At 64.4% G+C, this 22,393-nt stretch carries 24 protein-coding genes; 10 read left to right on the top strand and 14 right to left on the bottom strand.

All coding sequences use genetic code 11. The features are described 5' to 3' along the window. Positions 1-193: 193 nt before the first annotated feature. Positions 194-391: a hypothetical protein gene (locus C493_RS05990; protein ID WP_007258519.1), complete on the bottom strand. Its 198-nt coding sequence runs from the start codon at positions 389-391 to the stop codon at positions 194-196. 155 nt (positions 392-546) lie between these two features. Continuing rightward, on the bottom strand, positions 547-756 hold the full coding sequence (locus C493_RS05985) for a hypothetical protein (RefSeq protein WP_007258518.1): 210 nt from the start codon (positions 754-756) through the stop codon (positions 547-549). An 82-nt stretch (positions 757-838) separates the two neighbouring features. Here C493_RS05985 and C493_RS05980 point away from each other — a divergent pair, with 82 nt between their 5' ends. Further along, positions 839-1,492: a hypothetical protein gene (locus C493_RS05980; protein ID WP_049889172.1), complete on the top strand. Its 654-nt coding sequence runs from the start codon at positions 839-841 to the stop codon at positions 1,490-1,492. A 25-nt stretch (positions 1,493-1,517) separates the two neighbouring features. Here C493_RS05980 and C493_RS05975 read toward each other — a convergent pair whose 3' ends face one another. Continuing rightward, complete coding sequence (locus C493_RS05975; RefSeq protein WP_007258516.1) at positions 1,518-2,186, bottom strand: metalloregulator ArsR/SmtB family transcription factor; 669 nt, start codon at positions 2,184-2,186, stop codon at positions 1,518-1,520. A gap of 140 nt (positions 2,187-2,326) precedes the next feature. Then, positions 2,327-3,022 (bottom strand): hypothetical protein, encoded by a 696-nt coding sequence (locus tag C493_RS05970; protein ID WP_007258515.1) that lies wholly within the window; start codon positions 3,020-3,022, stop codon positions 2,327-2,329. Between the two features lie 371 nt (positions 3,023-3,393). Here C493_RS05970 and C493_RS05965 point away from each other — a divergent pair, with 371 nt between their 5' ends. The 4 genes from C493_RS05965 (at position 3,394) to C493_RS05950 (ending at position 7,087) form a co-directional block, all read left to right on the top strand. Next, positions 3,394-3,801, top strand: a complete 408-nt coding sequence (locus C493_RS05965; RefSeq protein ID WP_007258514.1) for a DUF5802 family protein — start codon at positions 3,394-3,396, stop codon at positions 3,799-3,801. Between the two features lie 151 nt (positions 3,802-3,952). Then, positions 3,953-4,921, top strand: a complete 969-nt coding sequence (locus tag C493_RS05960) for a Vms1/Ankzf1 family peptidyl-tRNA hydrolase (RefSeq protein WP_007258513.1) — start codon at positions 3,953-3,955, stop codon at positions 4,919-4,921. 74 nt (positions 4,922-4,995) lie between these two features. Continuing rightward, a complete protein-coding gene (locus C493_RS05955; protein WP_007258512.1) occupies positions 4,996-6,030 on the top strand; it encodes a DUF1611 domain-containing protein in 1,035 nt (344 codons plus the stop codon). A gap of 4 nt (positions 6,031-6,034) precedes the next feature. Continuing rightward, a complete protein-coding gene (locus C493_RS05950; protein WP_007258511.1) occupies positions 6,035-7,087 on the top strand; it encodes a dipeptide epimerase in 1,053 nt (350 codons plus the stop codon). A gap of 196 nt (positions 7,088-7,283) precedes the next feature. On the opposite strand, the gene C493_RS05945 is transcribed toward C493_RS05950, so the two are convergent. The 4 genes from C493_RS05945 to C493_RS05930 all read right to left on the bottom strand — a co-directional run bounded on the left by C493_RS05945 (position 7,284) and on the right by C493_RS05930 (position 11,607). Continuing rightward, positions 7,284-9,713 (bottom strand): MEDS domain-containing protein, encoded by a 2,430-nt coding sequence (locus C493_RS05945; RefSeq protein ID WP_007258510.1) that lies wholly within the window; start codon positions 9,711-9,713, stop codon positions 7,284-7,286. Between the two features lie 632 nt (positions 9,714-10,345). Further along, a complete protein-coding gene (locus C493_RS05940; RefSeq protein WP_007258509.1) occupies positions 10,346-10,531 on the bottom strand; it encodes a hypothetical protein in 186 nt (61 codons plus the stop codon). After that, positions 10,528-10,878, bottom strand: a complete 351-nt coding sequence (locus C493_RS05935) for a HalOD1 output domain-containing protein (RefSeq protein WP_007258508.1) — start codon at positions 10,876-10,878, stop codon at positions 10,528-10,530. The genes C493_RS05940 and C493_RS05935 overlap by 4 nt, the downstream gene beginning before the upstream one ends. Before the next feature lie 84 nt (positions 10,879-10,962). Continuing rightward, positions 10,963-11,607: a helix-turn-helix domain-containing protein gene (locus C493_RS05930; protein WP_049889171.1), complete on the bottom strand. Its 645-nt coding sequence runs from the start codon at positions 11,605-11,607 to the stop codon at positions 10,963-10,965. A gap of 190 nt (positions 11,608-11,797) precedes the next feature. Between C493_RS05930 and C493_RS05925 the strand changes: the two genes are divergently transcribed. From C493_RS05925 to C493_RS05915, 3 genes are all read left to right on the top strand, one after another. After that, positions 11,798-12,463, top strand: coding sequence for a helix-turn-helix domain-containing protein (locus tag C493_RS05925; RefSeq protein ID WP_007258506.1), 666 nt, complete (start codon positions 11,798-11,800; stop codon positions 12,461-12,463). 57 nt (positions 12,464-12,520) lie between these two features. Next, positions 12,521-12,928: a DUF7344 domain-containing protein gene (locus C493_RS23750; RefSeq protein ID WP_241430878.1), complete on the top strand. Its 408-nt coding sequence runs from the start codon at positions 12,521-12,523 to the stop codon at positions 12,926-12,928. Positions 12,929-13,620: 692 nt separating this feature from the next. Next, positions 13,621-14,670: a hypothetical protein gene (locus C493_RS05915; RefSeq protein WP_007258504.1), complete on the top strand. Its 1,050-nt coding sequence runs from the start codon at positions 13,621-13,623 to the stop codon at positions 14,668-14,670. Between the two features lie 46 nt (positions 14,671-14,716). On the opposite strand, the gene C493_RS05910 is transcribed toward C493_RS05915, so the two are convergent. The 4 genes from C493_RS05910 to C493_RS05895 all read right to left on the bottom strand — a co-directional run bounded on the left by C493_RS05910 (position 14,717) and on the right by C493_RS05895 (position 18,829). Then, positions 14,717-15,196, bottom strand: a complete 480-nt coding sequence (locus C493_RS05910) for an AAA family ATPase (RefSeq protein ID WP_007258503.1) — start codon at positions 15,194-15,196, stop codon at positions 14,717-14,719. 112 nt (positions 15,197-15,308) lie between these two features. Beyond that, the gene (locus tag C493_RS05905) at positions 15,309-16,706 is read right to left on the bottom strand and encodes an NRAMP family divalent metal transporter (protein ID WP_007258502.1); all 1,398 of its coding nucleotides are present in this window, start codon (positions 16,704-16,706) and stop codon (positions 15,309-15,311) included. Positions 16,707-16,791: 85 nt separating this feature from the next. Continuing rightward, positions 16,792-18,177, bottom strand: coding sequence for a DoxX family membrane protein (locus C493_RS05900; protein ID WP_007258501.1), 1,386 nt, complete (start codon positions 18,175-18,177; stop codon positions 16,792-16,794). Positions 18,178-18,445: 268 nt separating this feature from the next. Beyond that, entirely contained in the window at positions 18,446-18,829 is a 384-nt protein-coding gene (locus C493_RS05895) for a cupin domain-containing protein (protein WP_049889170.1), read from the bottom strand. 124 nt (positions 18,830-18,953) lie between these two features. On the opposite strand from C493_RS05895, the gene C493_RS05890 reads away from it, so the two are divergent. Together C493_RS05890 and C493_RS05885 are read left to right on the top strand one after the other, a co-directional pair. Continuing rightward, a complete protein-coding gene (locus C493_RS05890) occupies positions 18,954-19,478 on the top strand; it encodes a DUF5817 domain-containing protein (RefSeq protein ID WP_007258499.1) in 525 nt (174 codons plus the stop codon). A gap of 99 nt (positions 19,479-19,577) precedes the next feature. Continuing rightward, positions 19,578-19,943, top strand: coding sequence for a hypothetical protein (locus C493_RS05885; RefSeq protein WP_007258498.1), 366 nt, complete (start codon positions 19,578-19,580; stop codon positions 19,941-19,943). A 520-nt stretch (positions 19,944-20,463) separates the two neighbouring features. Here C493_RS05885 and hmgA read toward each other — a convergent pair. Both hmgA and C493_RS05875 read right to left on the bottom strand, forming a co-directional pair. Continuing rightward, positions 20,464-21,741, bottom strand: coding sequence for a hydroxymethylglutaryl-CoA reductase (NADPH) (hmgA, locus tag C493_RS05880; RefSeq protein WP_007258497.1), 1,278 nt, complete (start codon positions 21,739-21,741; stop codon positions 20,464-20,466). Positions 21,742-21,845: 104 nt separating this feature from the next. Next, on the bottom strand, positions 21,846-22,229 hold the full coding sequence (locus tag C493_RS05875; protein WP_007258496.1) for a hypothetical protein: 384 nt from the start codon (positions 22,227-22,229) through the stop codon (positions 21,846-21,848). Positions 22,230-22,393: the final 164 nt, after the last annotated feature.

Genomic DNA, 22,393 nt, shown 5'->3' with positions numbered 1-22,393 from the left:
GCTCGACGGGCTCGGACTCGAGAGAACCGTACCGAGCGGATTCACTGATATCAGCGGCGTCTCGTCGCGATAGTAGCGTTCGGCGGTGTCGCGGCCCCGACGCCTCGCCGCTCATACGGGTTGCTGTCCGTCAGGTCCGGCGCACCCGCACCCGGGCGGCGGGTGCGCCGGGATATCGGTACAGCGATCCGTCTCAGGCGAACAACGCCAGCAACACGAGCCCCAGCCCCGCCAGTAGCAGGACCCCGACGAGCATCGCGGTGAGGAGTTCGAGCGACGCCTCGGCGTCCTCGGGAACGTCGAGTCGCGGGAAGAGCCGGCGAGCGGCGACCAGCGTCGCGATTCCGAGGGCTAAGGCACCGACACCGAACGCGAGCAGTTCGGCGTTCATCAGGTACCGGTACCGCGCCCGAGGTGAAAAGTGGGGGTCCTCGATTCGGGGTTCGCTGTGGGTCGCGGGATCTCAGACGGGCTGTTGTACGTCAGTTCCATCACAACCGTGACCCGTCATGCGGTTGCACTGGCAAATCGGTACAGCAGCCGGTCTCAGCCGACGTAGATACTCGCCGCGGCGCGAAGAAACACCGCGCCGATCACGAGCCCGCAGAGCGCGATTCCGATGCCGACCAGACGCATCAGGTCGGTCATCAGCTCCGGATACTCCGGCTGCGGCTCCAGGTTCGCGACCAGCACGTAACAGAAGACGCCGGCACCAGCCGCGAACGCGCCGAACGTCGCTTGCGGAAGCCACTCCATACTGCCGGTGGGACTCCCGGGTTCGTATACCCTGTGGCCGAACGGGGAAAGACCCATGCTGTCGGCCGCCCAACGAAATCGCATGAGCGATCGCTCGGACGAGGTCGAAGTTTCCGAGAGCCGGGACACCGAGGACCTCCTCTCGGAGACCGAAGACCTGCTCTCGGGGACGGGTCTCGAGGGCGAATCCGGGAACTCGCCCGCGCGCACCGGCACCGACGCTGGCGCGCGAGACGACACTGCAGTGGGCGACTCGAGCGCGGCCGACGACGCGTGGTGGTCGTCGGATGAACAGGCCACCGACCCCGCGCCGGCCTCACAGGGCGACGCCGGCGCCGAATCCTCGAGTAGCGGTTCGCGTCTCTCCGGACTCTCCTCGAAGCTCTCGGCGAAAAACTACTTCTCTCCGCGGACGTTTTTCGTCTTCCTCCTGCTGGTCGGGACCGGCCTGCTCGTCGGCGGGACGATGCTGCCGATCGCCGGCCAGATGGCCGGCATGTTCGGTATCGCCTTCGCGGTCGGCTTGCTCTCGTCGAAGCGATCGTACCTCGAAATGGGTGCCGCCGGTACCGCCGTCGGGGCGATTTCGGCAGTCGCCGACTACACGATGCTCGCGGTCGCCGGCTCTTACCAGACCGTTCTCGCGGTCGGCGTCGCGGTCGGACTGGTCGCCTGTCTGCTCGGGTACTACTTCGGACGGGACTTGCGAAACGGGCTGGCACAGGACGTCGAGTAGCGTCTTCGAGTTCCACCGGCTCCGGCTACCCCTGTTCTCGGCTCGTCGTTAGCTCCCAACCGCGCTCGGTTCGCTGAACGACGCCCTCGTCGGCCATCGACTCGAGGATGTCGGCGACGACCTCGCGGGGCGCCTCGACGTCGCGACTGAGTTCGTCGACGGACTTTGGCTCCGTCCGAACGCTGGCCAGTACGTCCGCGTAGATCCGGCTTTCAGGACCGGTGCCGACGCTTTCTGAGATCTGATCGAGCACGTCACAGAGCCGACCCTGCACCCACCGCTGGGCCAGCGAGAGTTCGTTCTCGAGTTGCTCTAAGTCCTCGAGGGCGGCCAACAGCCCGTCGAGTTCGTCGGTGTTGTCCCAGGCGACGTCGAGCGTGAGGTGTCGACAGGTCGTGATGTCGAAGCTGCTGTTTGCAGGGTAGGCGCTCTTGCTCGCGAAGCCGTACGGAGAGACGTTGACTTCGAGGCGGACGTTGCGGGCGATGTGGAAGTACTTCCGGCGCTGATCGTCGACCCGGCTCTCGATTAAGCCCGCTTCCTCGAGTTTGCGCAGGTGTTCGATGACCGCCTTGGGACTCACGCCGAGATACTCGGATATCTCGGTCACGTAACAGGGTTTGCGGGCGAGTAATCGAAGGATACGCCGCCGATTCTCGTTGCCCAGCAAATCCAACAATGCGGCGGAGTCCATCGCGTGTCGGTTGGGGGTCGCCGCTGAAAAGCGTGTCTGCTCGGTTGCGGTGTCTCGGCGACGCGGCCCGCAAATTATCGGCGCTAACAGTCAGCGCCCATCCGATCGCACGACCGCTGTGCGATTGGTGCACACCCGTCTCAGTTGTTGCTCTCGGCGTCGCTCGGCGCACCCGGCGCCTCGGCGGGTGGACCGCCGTCACCCTGTCCGGCCGTGTGATTGCCGGACTGGTCGTTCTGACCGGGGCCGCCACCGCGATCAGTAGGTGGGCCGTTGCCCGGTATCTCGTCGACGCCAGCCAGCCCGCGGGCCATCGCGGCCACTTCGGGGCCTTCGAGGTCGCTCGCGTTCGCGCGGAGGTTGTCGAGCCGCTCGGTGTCGACGCCCGTCTCGGCCGCTCGCTGCTCGGTGCGATCGATTTCGCGCTCGAGCGAGCGGATCTCGACGGTGAGTTGGGCCAGCTGCGACTGGTACTTGCCCGGGTGGAGATCGTCCTCGTCCGACGATTCGGTAAGCGTCTCGCGTTCGGCCTCGAGGCGCTCGAGGCGCTCCTCGAGATCGTCCGTTCGCTCGCGGACGAGCTCCGCGCGGCGCTCGTCGTCGGACCCGTTGTACGTGGCGTCGAACATCCCCGATTCGACCGTGTTCTCAGCGTCCGTCGCACTCGACTGCATGAAACCCGTGACGGAGGCGTTCGCGTCCGCGTGAGACGGTTCGTCGTCGCCCGCGTCGGTATCGGCGAAGACGCCGACGGCGCCGCTCGCGACTGGAGCGCCGAGCAGCCCGACGACGACGAGAGCGAGCACACCGAGGAGTGCAACCGACCGAGTGGTCATCAGTTCCTCGTTGGTCCGAACATACTAAAAAGCGTGACCTTCGTTCGAACCGTTCATTCTCGTCTAGATCGTCCACGAACGGTTCACGGCTCGATGACCACGGTTGTGCTCTCGAGACCGTTCAACCGACCCGTGAACGGTTCGGTTACGGTTCGGTGGCCCCCTGTAGGCAGTCGCAACTGCCGCGGCCGTGGCTCAGCTGCTGGGGTCGTACTACGTGCGAACGTTCAACGGTCGTCGCTTCGCGAATCGGTCCGATCCCGGACGACGATGACTACTCGCTCGAATCGGCGTCGAACTCCACTGTTTGCCCGTCGACGTAAATCTATCGGAAAATAGTTATATCGTTCGAGCCCGTGTGTACTGTTACCATGTTCGAGGTCTTCTCGCGGAGCTACTATCTCGGACGACTCTACGTGACCCCAACCGACGGGGACCACGCCCTCATGCACAGCGACCAGCACGAACGGATCAACGAGGAAGTGTACGCGACCGGCGCCGGCCTCGAGCGCCTCGACGCGCCGCTGGTCATGAAACTCGAGTCCCAGCACTTCGCAGTTCACGGCGACGAGAGCGTCCCCACGAACACGCTCGCCGTCCCCGAGGGGATGCTCGAGGGGACGGACATCAGGAATCCGCCCTCGCTGCGGGAGGTCCTGCTCGCTCGCCGCGAGCGGGCCGAACAGCTGCTCTCGTTCGTCGGCGGCTGGTCCGGATCCGACGACGGCCCCGACTTCGGCACCGGTTTCGACGACGGCCCGCCGAACGCCGGCACGTAAGAGGCGACGCGCGAGTCGATTCCAGGCCCGGGGCGCCGACTCCGGACTCCGGTCTGCCGGCTCGGTTCTCTTCGCCGACGGATCCGTTGCTGACGGTGAGCGGCGCCGATATCTAAAAGTGTCCGCGCTTCGCTCGTATGCGTGTATCCAGATGCTCGACGAGTTGCTCGGCCGCGCCTCGCTGAAAGAACGGATCGACGAACTCGAGGAGGAAAACGAACGGTTACGGAGCCGCTACGAGGCCGAATCCGAGCGGCGGGCCGAGGCGGCGACGGCCAGACAGGACGCCGAAGAGACGGTGAACCGACTCGAGGACCGCATCGCTCAACTCGAGGGCGAACTCGAGCGCCGCGAGGAAACGGAGAGCGAGCGTTCGTTCCGCCGACGTGATCGACTCCGCGGCGCGCGACTCGCCGACTCGATCGACCGACTGGACTCGATTCGGACGGGACCCGAAGGAGCGCTCACCGCCATTCTCGAGGATGCAGACGCCGTCTCGGCGCTGCGCGACGACGACGCCGTCGACCTCGAGGCCCTGCTCGGCGACCGCGCCGCGCTCCTCGAGGAGGCCGCACCCTGCGTGCTGTGTCTCGACGACGCCGGACTGATCGCCGTCGCCCTCGAGCCGCCGGCGCTGCCCGAACTCGACTCGGGCGCCGGTACCGACGCCGCGAGCGGGCCCGAAGACGCGATCGACTGGAACGATCGATTCACGTTCGAGCGGGAGTGGTTCCTGCCGACCGGCGACTACGCGCTCGCCCTCGTGCGGACCGATCTCTTCGCCGTCGGGACCTACGAGGACGACGAGCGCGTCGACTACCGCGGCTTCGAGAGCGACGTCAAGGGAAGCCACTCGAAGGGCGGCTTCTCGCAGGCTCGCTTCGAGCGCATCCGCGACGATCAGATCGACGACCACCTCGAGCGGTGCGCGTCGGCGCTCGCAGACGTCGATGCCGAGCGACTGTACGTGGTCGGCCAGCGCGGCGTCGTCGACGCCCTCGTCGAGGAGGCCGCCCTCGAGCCGGCCGGCACCGCCGCCGTCGACGCGACTGGCGACCCGAAACCGGCCCTCGAGGACGCCCACCGGTCGTTCTGGACGACCGAACTGCGGGTGCTCTGAGACGGACGGCGGGTTCGCCGACGGCGGGCCGACCGATATCGACCGTTTAAGTGGATCGTCGGGGATATTCCAGTATGCGCGTCGCAATTCTCGCTCACGAACAGTTTCCGGACCGGGCCAAGACAGCACTCGGCGTCCTTCGGTACGCCGACCACGACGTCGTCGGCGTTCTCGACCGCGAGAACGCCGGCGAAGACGTCGCCGATTTCGTCACCGACGTCCAGGACGCCCCGATCTACGAGGGGATGGCCGCCCTCGAGGCCGACGCGGTCGACGCACTGCTGATCGGCATCGCGCCCATCGGCGGCGGCTTCGAGGACAGCTGGCGCGAGGACGTTCGAACGGCCCTCGAGTACGGCTGTGACGTGATCTCGGGGCTCCATTACTTCCTCAGCGAGGACGAGGAGTTCGTTCGCCTCGCCGACGAAAACGGCTGCGAGCTCCGGGACGTCCGGAAGCCGCCGGCGGATCTGACGGTCGCCGAGGGCGTCGCGGGCGAGGTCGACGCGGAGATCATCCTCACCGTCGGCACGGACTGCTCGGTCGGGAAGATGACGACCACGATGGAGCTGGCCGACGCCGCGCGGGACGCGGGCCACGACGCCGCCGTCGTCCCGACCGGCCAGACGGGAATCGTGATCGAGGGCTGGGGGAACCCGATCGACCGCGTCGTCTCCGATTTCACCGCGGGCGCGGTCGAGGAGATGATCCTCGAGAAGGGAGACGACCACGACTACCTCTTCGTCGAAGGCCAGGGCAGTATCGTCCACCCGGCGTACTCGGCGGTCACCTGCGGCATCCTCCACGGGTCGATGCCCGACCGGCTCGTCCTCTGTCACGACGCCGGCCGGGAGGCAATCCACGGCTACGAGTCGTTCGATCTGCCCGCGCTCAAAACCTACATCGATCTCTACGAGGGGCTTTCCGCGCCCGTCTCGGACGGCGAGGTCGTCGCCGGCGCGCTCAACACGACCGGCCTCAAGGACGACGACGCGGCCCGCGAGGCCGTCGACGAGTACGCCGACGCCATCGGCGCGCCCGCGACGGACGTGATCCGGTTCGACGCCGCCGACGTTCTGGAGGCGCTGGTCGGCGAGCCGGGGGTGTGAGATCGTGAGCACGACCCTCGAGACCGACTTCGAGCGACGCACGCTCCCCCTCGAGTTCCCCTTCGGTATCTCGCGCGGGACGACGACCGAGACGCCGGTCGTGACGGTCCGAATCGAAGACGAGGAGGGGCGAGTCGGCGTCGGCGGCGCCGGGCCGGCCGCCCACTACGGCGAAACGATCGACACCGTCGCGGCCGTGTTGCCGGACTTGCTCGGGGTCGTCGAGGACGTCGGTGACCCACACCAACTCGAGCGCATCGAACGACGCATGCGCGAGACCGTCCGCCGGAATCCGGCGGCCCGCTGTGCGGTCAGCATCGCGTTGCACGATCTGGTCGCGAAGCGCCACGAGGTGCCACTCTATCGCTACTGGGGCCTCGATCCCGACCGGACGCTCGAGACGTCCTACACGATCGGAATCGACGACACGGAGACGATGCGCGAGAAGACCGAGACGGCCCTCGAGCGCGGTCACGGGACGCTGAAAGTAAAGGTCGGCACCGATCGGGACCGCGAGAACCTCGAGGCGATTCGCGCGGTCGCCCCCGCGTCCGACGTGCGGCTGTTCGTCGACGCCAACGAGGCCTGGACGCCCAACGAGGCCGTCTCGAAGATCGAACGGCTCGCCGAGTACGACCTCGCGTTCGTCGAACAGCCAGTTCCGGCCGAGAACCCCGAGGGGCTGCGGTACGTCTACGAGCGCTCGCCGCTCCCGATCGCCGCCGACGAATCCTGCGTAACCCTCGCGGATATCCCGCGGATCGCCGACCGCTGTGACATCGCGAACCTGAAACTGATGAAGTGCGGCGGCCTGCGCGAGGCCAAACGGATGATCCACGCCGCTCGAGCCCACGGCCTCGAGGTCATGTGTGGCTGTATGACCGAGTCGAACGCCTCGATCGCTGCGGCCTGTCACCTCGCGCCGCTGCTCGACTACGCCGACCTCGACGGCTCGCTGTTGCTCGCCGCGGACCCCTACGACGGCGTCCCGATGCCCGGCGGTCGGATCGATCTGGCGGGCCTCGAGCGACCGGGGACGGGTGCGGTCCGAGAGTAGTCTCAGTTCTCGAGTCAGGTTCGCCACAGCGAACCGCTCTCTGCTCACGGGAGCATCGCTCCCGTTCGCACGGCTCGCGGGACTGAAGATCCCGCGCTGGCGCAAAAACGTCGATGGAAACGGCCGCTTGCCCCCGTTGGTCGCTCGCGGGTGCAGCGCTTCTGACTCGACCGCAGCGGTACCGTCTCCGCCTATCCTAATCGCGATCCGCTACTGCGGGGAGGGTAAACGAAAACGTCGATCCGTTCCCGGGTTCCGACTCGACCCAGATCTCACCGTCGTGGCGCTCGACGATCCGCTGACAGAGCGCCAATCCGAGCCCGGTCCCCTCGTACTCCTCGCGATTGTGCAATCGGTCGAAGATATCGAAGATGCGATCCTGTTCCTCCGGTTCGATACCGATCCCGTTATCGCGAACCGAGATCACCCATTTCTGCTTTCGGCGGTTCGCATCGATCCGGATACGGGGGGCCGAATCGCCGCTGTAGGTGATGGCGTTTTCGAGCAAGTTCTGGACGACCTGGCGGAGTTGATTATCGTCTCCTTTCACGCGGGGCAGCGTTGCAGCCGTGATTTCGGCGTTGGTATCCTCGATCTGCAGTTGGAGGTCCTGACGTACGTCCTCGAGAACAGTTTCCAGGTCGACTGGTTCGAACGGATCGCCCCGCGTTTCGACCCGCGAGTAGGCGAGCAATCCGTCGATCATCTCCCGCATCCGGTCGGCCCCGTCGACGGCGAACTCGAGGAACTCTTCACCGTCCCCGTCGAGCGCATCGCCGTACTGGCTCTCGATCAAGCGGAGATAACTCGAGACCATCCGGAGCGGCTCCTGGAGATCGTGCGAGGCGGCGTAGGCGAACTGCTCGAGTCGCGCGTTCGATTCCTCGAGCGCCTGTTCGCGGTGCTCCCGCTCGATCTCGTAGCTCACCCACTGGCCCATCAACTCGAGGAACGTCCGCTCGGTGTCCGTAAACTCCCGGTCGCGGGGCTCCGTGCTGCCAACCCACAGCGTTCCATACGGTGTCGACCCGTTCATCACCTTCGTCCCGAGGTAACACGACAGGCCGTGTTCGCGGTGGATCGGATCGTCTTCCCACTCGGTGGCGCGAACGTCCGCCATCCCGACCGGGTCGTCGCTCTCGATGACCTCTCGACAGAAACAGCCCTCGCCGGGATCGGTCCACATCACGTCGGATTCGTCGTCCGCGTCGTCCCCGTACCCGATCGTGAACTCGTTTCGGAACCGGTCGTCCCAGGCGGGCAAATGCGTCACGCCGGCGGCTTCGAGTCCCATCCACTCGCGACCGAAATCGAGTAATCGCTCGAGTTTCGTCTCGAACGTGAGGGTCGGATCGGCCGTAATTTGGTAGCTCTCCTGCAGAAACGTCTCGCGTTGCTGGCGCTCGAGTTCGGACTCGATCCACTGCCCCATCAGATCGAGGTACGTCCGCTCGGTCTCGGTGTAGGGCTCCTCTCGAGGGCGTTCGGACGCAAAGCACAGGGTACCGTACTCCGCACCGCTGACGTGGACGGTCGTCGCGAAGTAGGCGTCCAGCCCGAACTGCTCGTAGGCGCGGTCGGCGGTCCAGTCGGCTTCGGCCGCGTCCGTCACGGCGATTCGACCGGGCGCTGCGAGGAGTTTCTCGCAGTAGGTGTCGCGTAGCGTGTCGGTGACACTCGTGGCGATCCGGTCGTGGTCACCGACTGCTTCGACGATTTCGACTGTCTCGTCGGTGGTCGTCCGGGCGAAGTATCCGATCTCGAGACCGAACCGTTCGCTACCCAACTCGAGCAGGCGCCGAACCGTCTCCTCGAACGACTGGTCGGAATCGGCCGTGACGTCGTAGAGTTCTTTCAGGAACCGTTCGCGCGCTTGCAGTTCGGCCTTCGCCGTCGTCCGTTCGCGCAGCGTCCGGAGCATGCGCTCGTTTTCGTGAACGGGCGCGTCGTCGCCGAAGAGTTCCTCGGGCGGCGTGTAGTAGAAGTTGTGACACGCCGCGCCGTCGTAGATGAGATGCGGATGGGTTCGGATGACGTCCTGGATCAGTTCCGGGTCGAACAGGTCGCGGTCGTACTGACAGATGGCGAGAACGTCTTCGTGGTCGAAGAGCTCGTTGATTTTCGACTCGTACTCCATCAGCTGTTCGATCGTCGTCCCGTCGTCCCGAATCCACGACATTTCGGCGACGAGCCGGAGCGCCTCGAACTCCTCGGTGGCCTCCGCGGTCGCGTCGGCGTAGAACTGGATCATCTCGTGCGGGTCGAACGAGCCGTCCCGGAGATAGGTTTCGTCGACGGTGTAAAACACCAGCGCCCCCGAACCGACCGCGGCGGGGACGTCGATTCCGGCGGCGCGCAGCGTCGACCGAACCTCGGTTTCGGTGCTCTGGTCGACGACGTACGCGATGCGTTCGCCTCGCTCGAGGCCGTGACGGACGAACGGCACGGCGGCCTCGAACTTCTCTTCGCGCGTCTCGTAAATGTGTGCGAAGTGATCGTTGCAGTCGTGTCCGTCGAGTCCCTCGACCGGCCCGCTGAACTCCGGACTCGACTGGAACGCTTCGAGTCCGGTCTCGAGGGTCACCGATTCACCGGCCACGTCGCTCGAGGTCGCGTTCTTACTCATGTGTCACCCCTGGCCAGGCTATTCCGGGACCGCGAGTCGACCGAGACGAGAGAGACGGTTCGGTACCAGTAGCGAGGAGAGAAGCGGACTGCCATCCCGTTCGATCCGTTACGTCGGTTGGCAGCAGTGACGACCCATTCATATAGCAGGTACAGAGGGACTCCGAGAAAAAAGCCATTGGGGTCGCAATTCGACGTCGAGTAGTCGACTCACTCGAGGGATCGAGGCGAACAGCGGTCGTGGTGGCTGTGTTGATCGGTTCTCGATCAGTAGTTCGCGATACTGTTTCGTTATTCAGAGTTCTGTGAAACTTGCGTCCAGTGCGGTAGTACGGTTGACGGCCCGCCAATTCATATTTCTTATTTATAAACGATGTGCTGAATAGAGAGGATGGATGCAGCACGGCGGTCACGTTCATTCCGCTCTCAATGTAGTGAATCAGCTGTGCTGTGGAGCGTACGGACTGACCGCTGGGATTCCTACCAGCTATGGCTGATGTTTGTAGCGTCGTGCAAGCCTCAGGGCGCATATTCAGCAGCGAAGCGATTACAGCTCCGGGTTACTCGTCATGATCGTCAGCGATCTGTTCGAGAAATCGATGAATCTCGTCGAATCTCAGTCCTCGTCATCGGTCACTCCGAATGCTCGTTCTTTTCGACTTCCGTGACGATCACGTCCCAGTCAGGATGTTCGACCCCATTCCGACATTCGAATCCGCCTTCCACATCGATTCCACTCTCGTAGGCCCTGCGAAGGAGGGCTTTCAGCTCCGCGTTCAATTCCTCCTTCGACGTAAGCGAGGTCCCCTCAGACGTCATCTTCCCGCGCCCCCTTCGTATTTCTCCGCTGCGAGTTCGTGTTCTGGTGTAATGGTGATCACACCGTAGCTGTGTACGGTCATCGCGTACCCTTCGTGCGTGATTGAAATATGGGAATCCCCGTTCGTCCCGTTTCGAACGCGGACGAGCGCATCTAATTCGTCGGGGTCAACAGTAGAATGGAGCGGATCGAGTTCAACCGGATCAGTGTCCATTACGTCCGCCAGCGTTGCGACGACAGCCATGCTCGCAGGTGTCTTCTCCTGATCAAACTGCGTGCGAACAGTCCCAGATTCCTGAAAGTACTCGACCGCTTCGACTCCAACCCCAGATACCCTTATGTCCATCTTGCCCGATTCTAGCCGTCTGATTCGGTTCAATAGAGGTACTGATTATACAGGGAGTTTAAATAGAAGGGCCTATCCGAACGATCATACCGAACTACTGAGTGTCGCTCCAATGAGGCGCCGATGCCCGCGTCGAAGGCGTGACGATAGTGATTGCTGGGTGATGTCGAGCTCGTCAGCGATCTCTTCGAGCGATGCCTCGCGTGGGGTGTCGAAGTAGCCCCGCTCATAGGCCAATATCAGCGCCTCACGTTGGGTCTCGGTCAACTCGTAGCCTTCCCCCTGGATCGGAAGCATTGCGTGGACGGCGGTAATCGCTATCGGAATGTCGTTTTCCTGGCAGTACTCTCGAAAGTCGGCGATTGCCTCCTGACTCTCGGCGCGCACCTCGAATCTCCACTCGTCTTTCGTACCGATTCCGGAGAGCACGACGACGTTGGCCTCGGCAAGCGCACTCAAGATACCGAAGTACTCTTGCTCCCACTCGGCACGCATGAGATACTCGTCTTCGACGCTATCGACCAGTCGGATGTTGCTCACGCCAGCGTGTTGTTCGAACGCAGATTCGATGTCCTCCGTTTCCGCATTGCGCACCCAGAAATACGGGATAATCAGCGTCTCGTGTGGGATTAGTCGCTCCAGTTCGACGGTCACACCCGGCAAATTTTCGAACACACTCCCCAGTGGAAACTCCGCTACCGGACTCGTAAACTCCATGACAGTCGCCATGCGGAAGCTTTCGTCCGGCAGACGAATAACTGGCATGGGTGGTGTGCCATGGCTTCGAGACGAGCCAACGCACCGTTGATGGCTGAGATAGTGTGTTCTGCGAGCGGGAAGTCCGTTGGCACCCGAACAGCCATGGTACACCATGTCATCCCCTTTTGTACGACCGACCAATCTAGTCTTACAAGTTAGCATGAGTGTGATAACGGAGATTCGCATCCCGTCCGATGATTTTGAACTCGGGCAAGTTCTCAGTCTAGAGGATGCGTCGGCCATCGAACTCGAAACGCTCGTCCCGAGCGGGGACGTGACCGTGCCGCTCTTTTGGGTCTACGAACCGGTCGAAAACGGCTTTCTTGATACCGTCAAACGCTATCCAACTGTCAACAGCGTCACGGAGGTAGACGTGTTCGACGACCGGACGCTCATCAGGCTCGACTGGGATGCGAGCCAGGACCACCTTTTTCAGTGCATTTTGGAACACGACGGGCAAATACTGGGTGCTACTGGATCATCGGAAGGGTGGAATTTCGAGATCCGATTCTCAGACCGCGAAGCAATGAGTCAGTGCCAGGACTGTTGTGAGGACGCGCACATCTCTCTGGAGTTAACCCGTATATACAATCCGACAGACCCAGATGCTGGTCCGTGGTACGGTTTGAGTGAGCCCCAACGAGAAGCGCTGACGCTCGCCGTTCGAATGGGATACTACGACATTCCACGAGGCTGTACGACCGCGGAGTTAGCTGACGAGCTCGGAATTTCCGACCAGGCAGTGACAGAGCGACTGCGTCGTGCCATTAGTACGTTCGGGAGGTACGCACTTCTCACGCCCGAGTCAACGACGCAAGTGGACTGACTGTTCCATTATACACCATGGGACAGGACCAGGCAGTTGGGCCTACGCTAGGTGAGTATGGATGAGAGTCGAAAGCTGGGGACACGTGATATCCAGTCAACTAAAGAGATTTCCGGTTCTTCGGGGCGTGAGAGACCGATCTCTCCCGATACGATTCTATCGGCTGTAGCGAACGAACACCGACGCGCCATCCTCAACGCGTTGGACAACACCTCCGAGAAAACACTGGAATACGATGCGCTCGTAGATCGCGTTGCAAATCAGGTTCGAGACGAACACGCGAAGCGGGAGTCAGACGAACACCGACAACGCGTCCGGATCGCACTTCACCATACTCATCTTCCAAAACTGGACGAGGCACGGATGATCGACTATGAGGCTGAAACGGGACACGTCCAGTTTGTTGGCGGTGAACTGGAACAGAAGATCCTGAGGTTGGTCGAGCCGTACGACATCCACGAGTGAGAGGCGGGTGTGATTGAGGTCGAGTAGCTCCAGTTTCAAACTCAGTTCACCCACTCAACGTGATGATGTTATTCTCCAAGTGAAGAGGAGTAGCACCATTCAGTGAGTCGTTGCGATTCAGGATGGGTGAGAACTGGGGGGTCGTGTTTCCTGACTTTGCAGCAACTCATGGACTTTTCGAAGATATTCTGGACCAGACTATCGGTTTCGATGTTTTCTTGATGATGAATGATCGGAATCTGCTTAATGAACTACCAGAGCATTCAAAGACCGATCAAAATGGCTTGAAACAATCGAAGCCAAAACGCTGAGCTCATGCTCTGTATGGAATTTCTATCAGGGGCCGGTCAGATCACAATCTGTCGCGTTCCATTCTCCGCCTGTATTGACCGATTCGACGGCTTGAATCTGATCGGCTCTCCTTGCGAGACTCGTGCCCTGTATTCAGCACGATGCGACGACCCTCTCTCGAACCAGATAGAACGCTCGCTGGTCAATACGTATGTGTAGTGGCCAAAGCACACGGATCGCGACGCCATCGCGCAGTCGGGTGTGCAGTGATTTCCGGTGGCGACGAGAGATTCCGAACCCGAACACCTCCCGGGAACCGCGACCGCAGTAGTCGGTCGAGCGGACTCTCAGTTCGATCGGCAACAGGGCTTTACGGCGGTCGTCGGTGTGGAGATGCTAGTATGCACGACGGTAACGACGATGCGAACGTGTCTCGTCGACGACTGTTACGAGCGTCGGCGGGAACGGCCGCGTTCTCGGTAGTCGGTGTGGGACAGGCGAGCGCCAGCGGGGCCGACGCCGGGGGGCGGCCGTGGTTCGACGATCGCTGTCCCGAGGCCACCCTCGAGCCGAGTATGGGCCACTGTGACGGGGCGAGCATGGAGGGCTGCGACGACGACCATCCGGAGACGGTCGCGCTGCGCGAGGCGGTCCAGGAGTCGCTCGCGGAGCGCTATCCGGACGCGAGTGCGCTGGTCGATGCGGGGTTCAAGCCGTACTTCGACACGCTCGATCGGGACGCCGACGGCTGGTCGCACTGGATCAATCCCGACTACGTCGGCGACGACTCGATGCTCGATCCCGAGCGCCCCGAGTCGGTGCTGGTCGACAACGAGACGTGGCGCTCGATCGGCGTGATGTTCATCGCGACCGAGGGCGGCGAGGCGGTCGACGTGCCGCCGGCGGTGTACGACGAAACGGACGGCGACGACCCGGACGAGGATCGCGACGTGATCACCGGCGAGGGCGAGGATCTCAACGCGGGAGACGGCGAACGCGACAGCCGAGACGAACACGATCACGACGACGGACACGAGCGCGGCGATCATAGCGGCGACGACCACGAGGGACACGACGACCACGCCGCTCACGACGGCGACGACGGCCGCTGTGCCCCCTGGCACTACCACGCCGGCCTCCCCGGCCGATTCGCGTGGTGGTACTACCAGCAGGTCTACGAACAGGACTTCGCCGACGGCGGCCTCGAGAGCATCCGCCTCCCCTGTCGGACGCCCTGCATGATGCACGTCTGGGCGGTCGACCACCCCGAGGGCGTCTACGCGCACGACGGCCCGCCGCGGGAGTACCGCGACGACGAGCCCGCAGCCGAGGCCGGCTTCGACAACGGCTCCGAACCCGAGAGCGACGACCTCGACTGGGATTCGGTTCCCGATGACGTGACGCCGGATCGGTTGCCCGACGAACTCGCGGCGCTGGTGCCCGGGCTGTAGCGGCGCGAATTCGCGGCTCCGTCGTCGTCGATCGCTCGAGTCGACGTTACCGGTCGTTCGAGTCCAGCCAGCCCCACGCCTCGAGCGCGCCGACGATTTCGTCGACGGCCTCCGAGAGAGCGTACTCGTCAGTGTCGATCTCGAGGGCGTCGTCGGGCGCGTCGAACTCCCGATAGACGACGTGAACTCCCTGTTCGCCGATCGAATCCGCCCGGGAACGGTTGCGCTCGAGGCAGGTCTCGAGGCTCGCCGTGACGTGGACGAACCGAACCCCCTCGCGCGCCAGAAACGTCTCGAACTGGACCTGCCACTCTCGCCGGTAGAAGGTGCCGTCGACGATCGTGAGCGCGTCTTCGGGATCGTCGTCGACGGCCGCGTACAGCCGCTCGTAGGTCCGACGCGAGAAGTCGTCGGAGTGGTGAAGGCGGACCTCGGGCGCGTCGTCGCGAGCCGCGAGTCGGGTTCGGACGCGTTCGGCGATCGTCGTCTTGCCCGCACCCGGCGGCCCGCAGATGGCGAGGATCACGCGACGGTCACGATCGTGTCTTGACCGTCGACACCCTAACGGTCGTCGAATTCGGCGCGGCGAACGTCCGGCCCGCGACGAACCGAAACGGTCGTGACTCGAGAACGGCGTTTCAACCGTCTCTCTCGCTCATTCTTTCGCTTCCGATGCGCTCGCGCGCGTATCGCCCGGCGAGGCCGACTATCGCGAGCGTCATCGCGACCGCGAAGGCAACGACGAACGCCGACGTCGGCTCGGTGACCGTCGTGAGTTCGTCCTGGACGAACTCCGCGGCGAGGACGGCGGCGACGGCGAACAGCGCGACGCCGCCGAGGTTCGCCCAGAGCGAGTTCGTCTCGGGGACGACGTCGGGATCGTTCAGCAGGTAGAGGATCACCGCGAGGGCGAAGGGCGTCCCGACGAGCCCGAACGCGAGCATGAGGACGAGCAGTTCGAAGAACGCCCCCTCGAGGAACGCGCCGACGGCGGAGATCAGCGCGAAGCCGACGATCGCGGCTCGGTAACGGTCGTCTTCGACGGAGCGGTCCCAGCCGAGTTTGTCGGCGAGCAGGTACGGCGGGACGATCGTGTTGCCGCCGAGCGTCGAGACGGCCGCGCCGAGGAGGCCGGCGAGGAAGATCCAGGTGGCGTGCTCGCCGGCGATCGGCCCGAGGGCCTCGGCGGCCTGGATCTCGTCGAGCGTCGCGGGATCGACGCCGGCCTCGGGGAGGACGCTCGCCGCGACGAGAAAGACCGCGAGGCTGAAGACGCCGAAGGCGACGAGCATCGAACTGACGACGTCGAACGTCGCGATATCGCGGTCGCGCTCGGTCCAGCCGCGGGCGCGCATGGTGTAGCTCTGCATCGTCAACAGCGTGATGTGGACCGCGCCGCCGAGGACGCCGGCCGCGACGAGCGCGCCGTCGACGCCGGCCGGGATCTCGGGGGAGAGCCCGGTCGCGGCGTCGGCCGGATCGATCGGGACGACGAGCAGCGACGCGACGAACGTCAGGACGACCAGCGAGACCAGCACCTTCGCGCCGACCTCGGCGAGGCGGTAGCCGCCGCCGGCCAGACCGAGGGCGAGGATCACCGCCCAGGTCACTCCCCAGAGTCGGGGATCGGCGAGCGCGGCGACGCCGACGCCCGCGGTCGCGGTGATCGTCGCGCTGACGTCCGCGAGCGTCTTCATGATCACGATCTGTGCCAGGCCGGCCGCGAGGACGGCGTCGATCACCAGCACCCAGGCCCAGAACGAACCGAGGTGCTCCTCGACGACCGAGACGATGCCGGCCTCGGTGAGCAGTCCCAGCCGCATCGCCAGATACTGCCCGACGGTTCCTAACAGCGCCGCGAGGACGACGACCCACAGCAACGCGTACTCGAAACTCGCTCCCGCGACCAGCAGGCTGGCCATCGTCGCCGGGCCCGCCGCGATCGCGCCGGCGAGCCAGGTCGGACCCAGCCGATCGACGTAGGACCCGATGCGCCCGGCCCCCCACGACCCCGACTGTTGTGACTCGGTTGCCATCGCCCGCCCTTGCCAATTCGGACAGATAACTCCGTGGTATCGAACGGTGGCGAGACACGGGGCGTCTCACCGAGTCGACTCGGTATCAGTCGTCGCTTGTCGGAGACGGCGACTCGAGTCGGCTCGACGCGGACTCTATGCGGGCGCTCGAGACGATTGCGAGCGCCAACAGCCCGAACGCGAGCATCGTGAGGGCAACGGGGCCGGCGACCTCCGCGTAGCCGGCTTCGGGGTCGATACCGAGCAGCGCACCACCGGCGAGGAGTGCAATGCCGCCGACCGCGGCAGGTATCGCTATGCGGTCGGAGAGGGCGGGTGGCTGTGGCGTCCGTCCGGCGATCGCGTCGAGACTGGCGTGTCGGCCAGCCAGAGTCGCAGCGACGATCGCACTCGCAAACACCAGCGGGGCGAGCCGGACCAGTCCGAGCGCAGTCAACACGGTGAGATAGCCGACGGCAACCGTTCCCGCGATCCGCGTTCGATAGCCGACGAGCAGCGAAACGCCGACGGCGGTCTGGACGATGGCGAACGCGACGACCCACGCGCTCATCGCCGGGAGAACCGCACCCTCGAGGAACGCGCTCACGGGGGCGACGTGGGTCTCGGCGATCCCGCCGAACACGTCGGCCTGTGCGTCGGCGCTTGCCCACCCGGGGAGCGCGTTAGCACCGGGCTCTGCTCGAACGACGATTTCCTGTAGGAAGCGATAGCCGACGAATATCCGCAGTGCGTCTGCAGCGACCGACACCGGGGATGCGCCGCGATACACGAACGAGAGTCCGCCAGCGACCAGGCCTGCGAAGACGGTCATCTCGAGGCTCGTGAGATGGACGCGAGTGTCGACCGTTTCGGGGATCGACAGCAGGTAGTACACGCCGATAACGGCGACTGCAGCGACGAGTGGAGGATACCAGTGACGTCGAATCGGGAGGGGCGCGTTGACGGTTCGGGTGAATCGCCCGACGACGCCCGATCGACGCCAGAGCACTGCATCGACTCCGTAGTACCGGCCCGCGTTCGCGACGAACGCGAACGCGATCGGAACGGTAAACAGCGGCGACGTTCGGATCATGCCGAGATGGAACACCGGCAGGAAATACAGGATTCCGAGCAGGGCGGCCGGCCGCGTCCACAGTCCCAACACGAGACACGCGGCGGTCGCGATCTGTGCGGCCAGTGCCAGCGCCGTCCACAGCTCGGGAGCGGGGAGGACGACGGCCTCGAGCAGCCACGCGAACCAGCCGAACGTCCCCTCGTCGATAGCCTGTTCGGCGACCGACTGGACCTCTGCGCCGGCACTTGATCCGACCCACTCCGGATTCGGACCGGTCGTCACCCAGCCGAGTTTCCACCAGCCGCCGAGTGTTAGTTCGTACAACAGCAAGAACCCGGCGAAGACGCGTGCAAACGCGATCCACGGCCCGGCTCGTCGGTCGGTCGAGCCATCCACCGCGCTCAGATTATCTAGCATCTTCTCGACCTGGTTACTTCGTATTATTAAAATGCCCGATAGTGTTAATACTGATGCGATAGATCAGTACCGATCGCGTGTCCGGTGAGTGGGATGGTGGTGGGTCGACCACGGCCATTGTAAGCAAGGTATGAAACTACATTTTAACTACCTAAATGTAAATTGTTCCATCCCGCTCGAGGCGCATCGCTTTTCACTGGGAACACAGCCGGCGATCGAAACGTTGGATTAGGCGCTGCCCACGCGGTCGATTCGCGACCAGACGCGCTCAGTCCTGCCAGCTCGGATTTTCTCGAGGTGGGCTAAAAATATCCACACCCCTGACCGGTTCGCCGCCGCGGTTTTCGGCCGCGTGGGTCCGGCCGCCGGGAATCGCGTAGCTGTCGCCCGGCCCGCAGACGATCTCCTCGGCGTCGTCGTCCGCGTCACCGCTTTCGTCGTTCGAACCGCCCTCGCCACCGACGCGGAAGACGATCTCGCCCTCGTAGATGAACCCCGTCTGCTCGTTGTCGTGGCTGTGTGCGGTGACTTCGGCGCCGGGTTCAATCTCGAAGTGCTGGACGGTCATCTCGTCGCCGCCGGCCATCAACGCGAGGCGGACGCCCTCGGCGGCCTCGGACGGGTCACAGTCCTCGAGTGAAACGCGTTCCATACGCTCTGTGGGGACGCCGAGCGCCATAATCCCACCCCTCGACGATCGCTCCGTGCGGTAGCCGACCACTTTCGCCCCGGTCGCCAAACCTTCAACTACGGTCGGGCCCCACCTCGAGACGAGCATGTACGCCGTCGTCGGCTGTAGCGAGTGTTCGAACCTCTGGATCATCGAGGGCCGCTCGGAGACGACCCAGTGTCCCCGCTGTGGCGCGCGCAGACCCTACGAACGCCGCAAGAAGTTCGTCGAAACCGAGGACGCGAGCCACGCCCGCGACGTTCGCGCCTCGATGCTCGCGAACCGACAGGGCGAGGGCGAGGCCTTCGCGAAACTCGACTCCTACGACGCCCTGGAGGACGAGGTCGCCGACGGCGTCGTCGACGATTCGGAGTACCTCGAGGCCTCGGGCCTCGACGTCGACGAACTCGAGGCCGCCGGCGAGCGCGACCCGCGGGGGCCCTCGCGCAACGGCAGCAAGAAAGAGATCATCGAGGCCGCACTCGAGGACCTGGAACGACCGACCGAGGACGAGGTGATCGACTACGCCGGCGAGCGCGGCGTCGGCGCCGAGTACGTTCGTGACGCCCTCGAGAAACTGGCCAGACGCGGCGAGGTGAGCGAGAGCCGCGGTCGGTATCGACGGCTGTAGATCGACGGCTGTGGGGCCGTTTTAGCTCGCGTTCAGGTCGCGGGTCACGTTTCAGTCGAAACACCAGGGCTTTGCGTGGCCGCCCCTAACGGGCGACAAATGGACGAGACCGTCGACGTGCAGATGACGGCGATCGGCGTCGGGACGGTTCCCGCGCTGGCCTTCTACGCGTACGGCAGATACATCGGCGACACGGTCCTCGGTTTCGATCCGACGACGCTCGCCATCGGCACGTTCGCCGTCACCTTCGCCGCGATCGCACTCTTGCACAACGCCTACGGCCGTCGCGACTTCGCGGCCGCCCACGCCACCGCGGCGCTCGGTCTCGGAATCGTCGCCGTCACTGGCGGCGGCGTACTGTTTCTCGCCGGTTACCTGCTGTTGGTCGTCGGCGGACTCTACATCGCCGTGATGACGATGCGGGCTCGACGGGAGGAACGCGAGGTCGCCGAACGGCCGACATAGTTTCGCTCGAGCGCCCTCGAGTGCGGACGACTGATCACGCTTCTGCAACTATAGAACCACTCGAGTGTTGACACACTATCGCCTGTTTTGAATGCCCTCCGGTCGGGTTCTGCACACACCACTACGGAGGAGCGTATCGACACGATTGGTTCCGATGCCGATCACTTTCTTTCGAGAAAGATATTAGATATTACAAGCCTGATGTGTGGAAATTCCCCGAGTGCGGAGCGGGCATGTCAAATAGGGTGCCCGCGGCAAGCGGGCGGTCCACGAAACGGATCTGAGGGTCTGAATCGACCTTGCCACGACAGCCAGCCAAAAACCTCGTGTCAAAATCCTGCCGACTCTCCACTGCGCTGACGCCTGGCCAAACCACGCGGTTTCACTCCCAGATGGGTCTCTTCTACGGAAGTAGCTGGTAGAGTGCCTCGACTCGAGGTCGTCCGAGAGTCTTCGACTCTCCGGATAACGGGATGACGAGACGCCTGCGGCGTCCGGAATCACGTGACTCCGAGCCGATTTATCGGCCCAGGTCTTCGTGTGCGCTCGCCAGATGCCGCGACGCCAGCGCCGCGAGCAGGGAGAGTTCGCCCGCCAGCGCGCCGACGGCGATAATCTCGGCCAGCGCGTCGGCGTTCGAACCCGGTGGGTCGCCGCCGCCCTTGAGGCCGAGCACCTCGAGCGCCTCCGCCTGCGTGGGCAGTTTCGTGCCGCCGCCGACGGTGCCGACCTCGAGGGAGGCCAGCGAGACGCTGGCGTAGAGGTCGGTGGTGCCGTCCTCGCGCTGGCGAGCGTCCATCGTGGTGATCGTGTTCGCGGCCTCGACGACCTGGGCTTCGTCCTGTCCGGTCGCGAGGAACGCGGCGGCGACGACGTTCGCGGCGTGAGCGTTGAATCCCAGGCTCCCCGCCTTCGCGCTGCCGGTGAGGTTCTTGCGGGTGTTGGCCTCGGCGATGGCCTCGGCGGTCGTGTGCAGACGGTCCTCGACGAGTTCGCCCGGGATCACGACGTCGGCGGTCACCGAGCGTCCGCGGCCCTCGACGGCGTTGATCGCGGCGGGCTTTTTGTCCGAGCAGAGGTTCCCCGAGAGCGCGACCAGCGAGGCGGGGGTCTCAGCCTCGACGATCTCGCAGGCTTCGCCGGTCGCGATGGTGGCCATGTTCATCCCCATCGCGTCTTTCGTGTCGTAGGCGAACCGGAGGTAGACGGAGTCGCCGACGACGTAGGGCTCGACGTCGAGCAGTTCGCCGTGGCTCGTAGTGGACTCGGCGGCCTCGGCCAGCGTCTCGACGTTGTCGTTGACCCACTCGACCGTCTCGGCCGCTTCGGCGACGCCCGACACCCGGAACACCGGCGCGCGGGTCATGCCGTTTTTCGTCACCCGCGCATCGGCGCCGCCCGCCGTGCGGATGACGCCGAGTCCGCGGTTGACCGACGCGAGCAGGGCGCCTTCGGTCGTCGCCAGCGGGAGGTAGTACTCGCCGTCGGCCGCGCCGCCGTCGTTCGCAGCACTCGGAGAGTGCTGCGAGGTCGGTGAGGTCGCCTCACCGTTGACGGGAACCGGGCCGACGACGCCCATCGGCACCTGCGCGGCCCCGATCATGTTCTCGATGTTCGGCTCCGCGGCCTCGGCGGGGAAGGTGTAGTCGCCGATGGCCTCGAGGTCCGTCTCCGTCTCGCGCTCGAGCAACAGTCGACGGGCCTCGGCCGCCGTGTCGTAGTCGGCGTGGTCCTCGAGTTCGTGCAGTCGCAACTCGCCCTCGTCGACGCGCGCGACGAGGTCCGCGGGATCTGTCATGGCTCACTCGAGACGGGGGGCGGTCCTAAGGATTGCTGATTCTCGTCGATCCCGGTGCGGTGAGAGAAGCGGCGATGCAGATCGAAACCGATCGAAACCCGCGGCTACTGCGTTTGTGCCGGCGTTCCGTCCTCCGTGATCCGATTCCAGCGCAACACCTCGTAACAGAGCAGGCCGACGACGGCGACGGTCCCCGCGGTCGCGAGCAGCAGGTACTGGATCCCGTCGGCGTAGCCGGCGAACGCCGTGGCGATCACGGCGGTCCCGATGGCTGCGAACTGGATTCGGCTTCGGGTCGGTCCCTCCTCGACCGCGGCGAGATACAGCTGCGGCGCGGCGATGGCGACGCCGCCGAAGATCAGAAACGAGAGGACCGGATACTCCTGTAACGCGACCCCGAACTGGTCTTCGACGATGATCGAGCCGGTGAGGATGAGCACCAGCACCAGCAGCGAGCCGAAGACGACGCGACCGGTACGATCGAGCATACCGGCGAGTCCACGAGCCGGCAAGTTAACCTTGTGCTCGCATGCAGTTTCGGCGAGACGGGAACGAACGCGCCTCGCTCTCGAGGAGTCGTCCCGCCCCAAAAACGCGGCTGCGCGCTGTGTGTCCGCCCACCTTTTTGATCGTCGCCGACGCTCCCTCGAGC

This window comes from Natronolimnohabitans innermongolicus JCM 12255, assembly GCF_000337215.1.
GTDB classification, from domain to species: Archaea; Halobacteriota; Halobacteria; order Halobacteriales; family Natrialbaceae; genus Natronolimnohabitans; species Natronolimnohabitans innermongolicus.
Note: the sequence above shows the minus strand (reverse complement) of the source record. Positions and strands in the feature narration are given on the sequence as shown.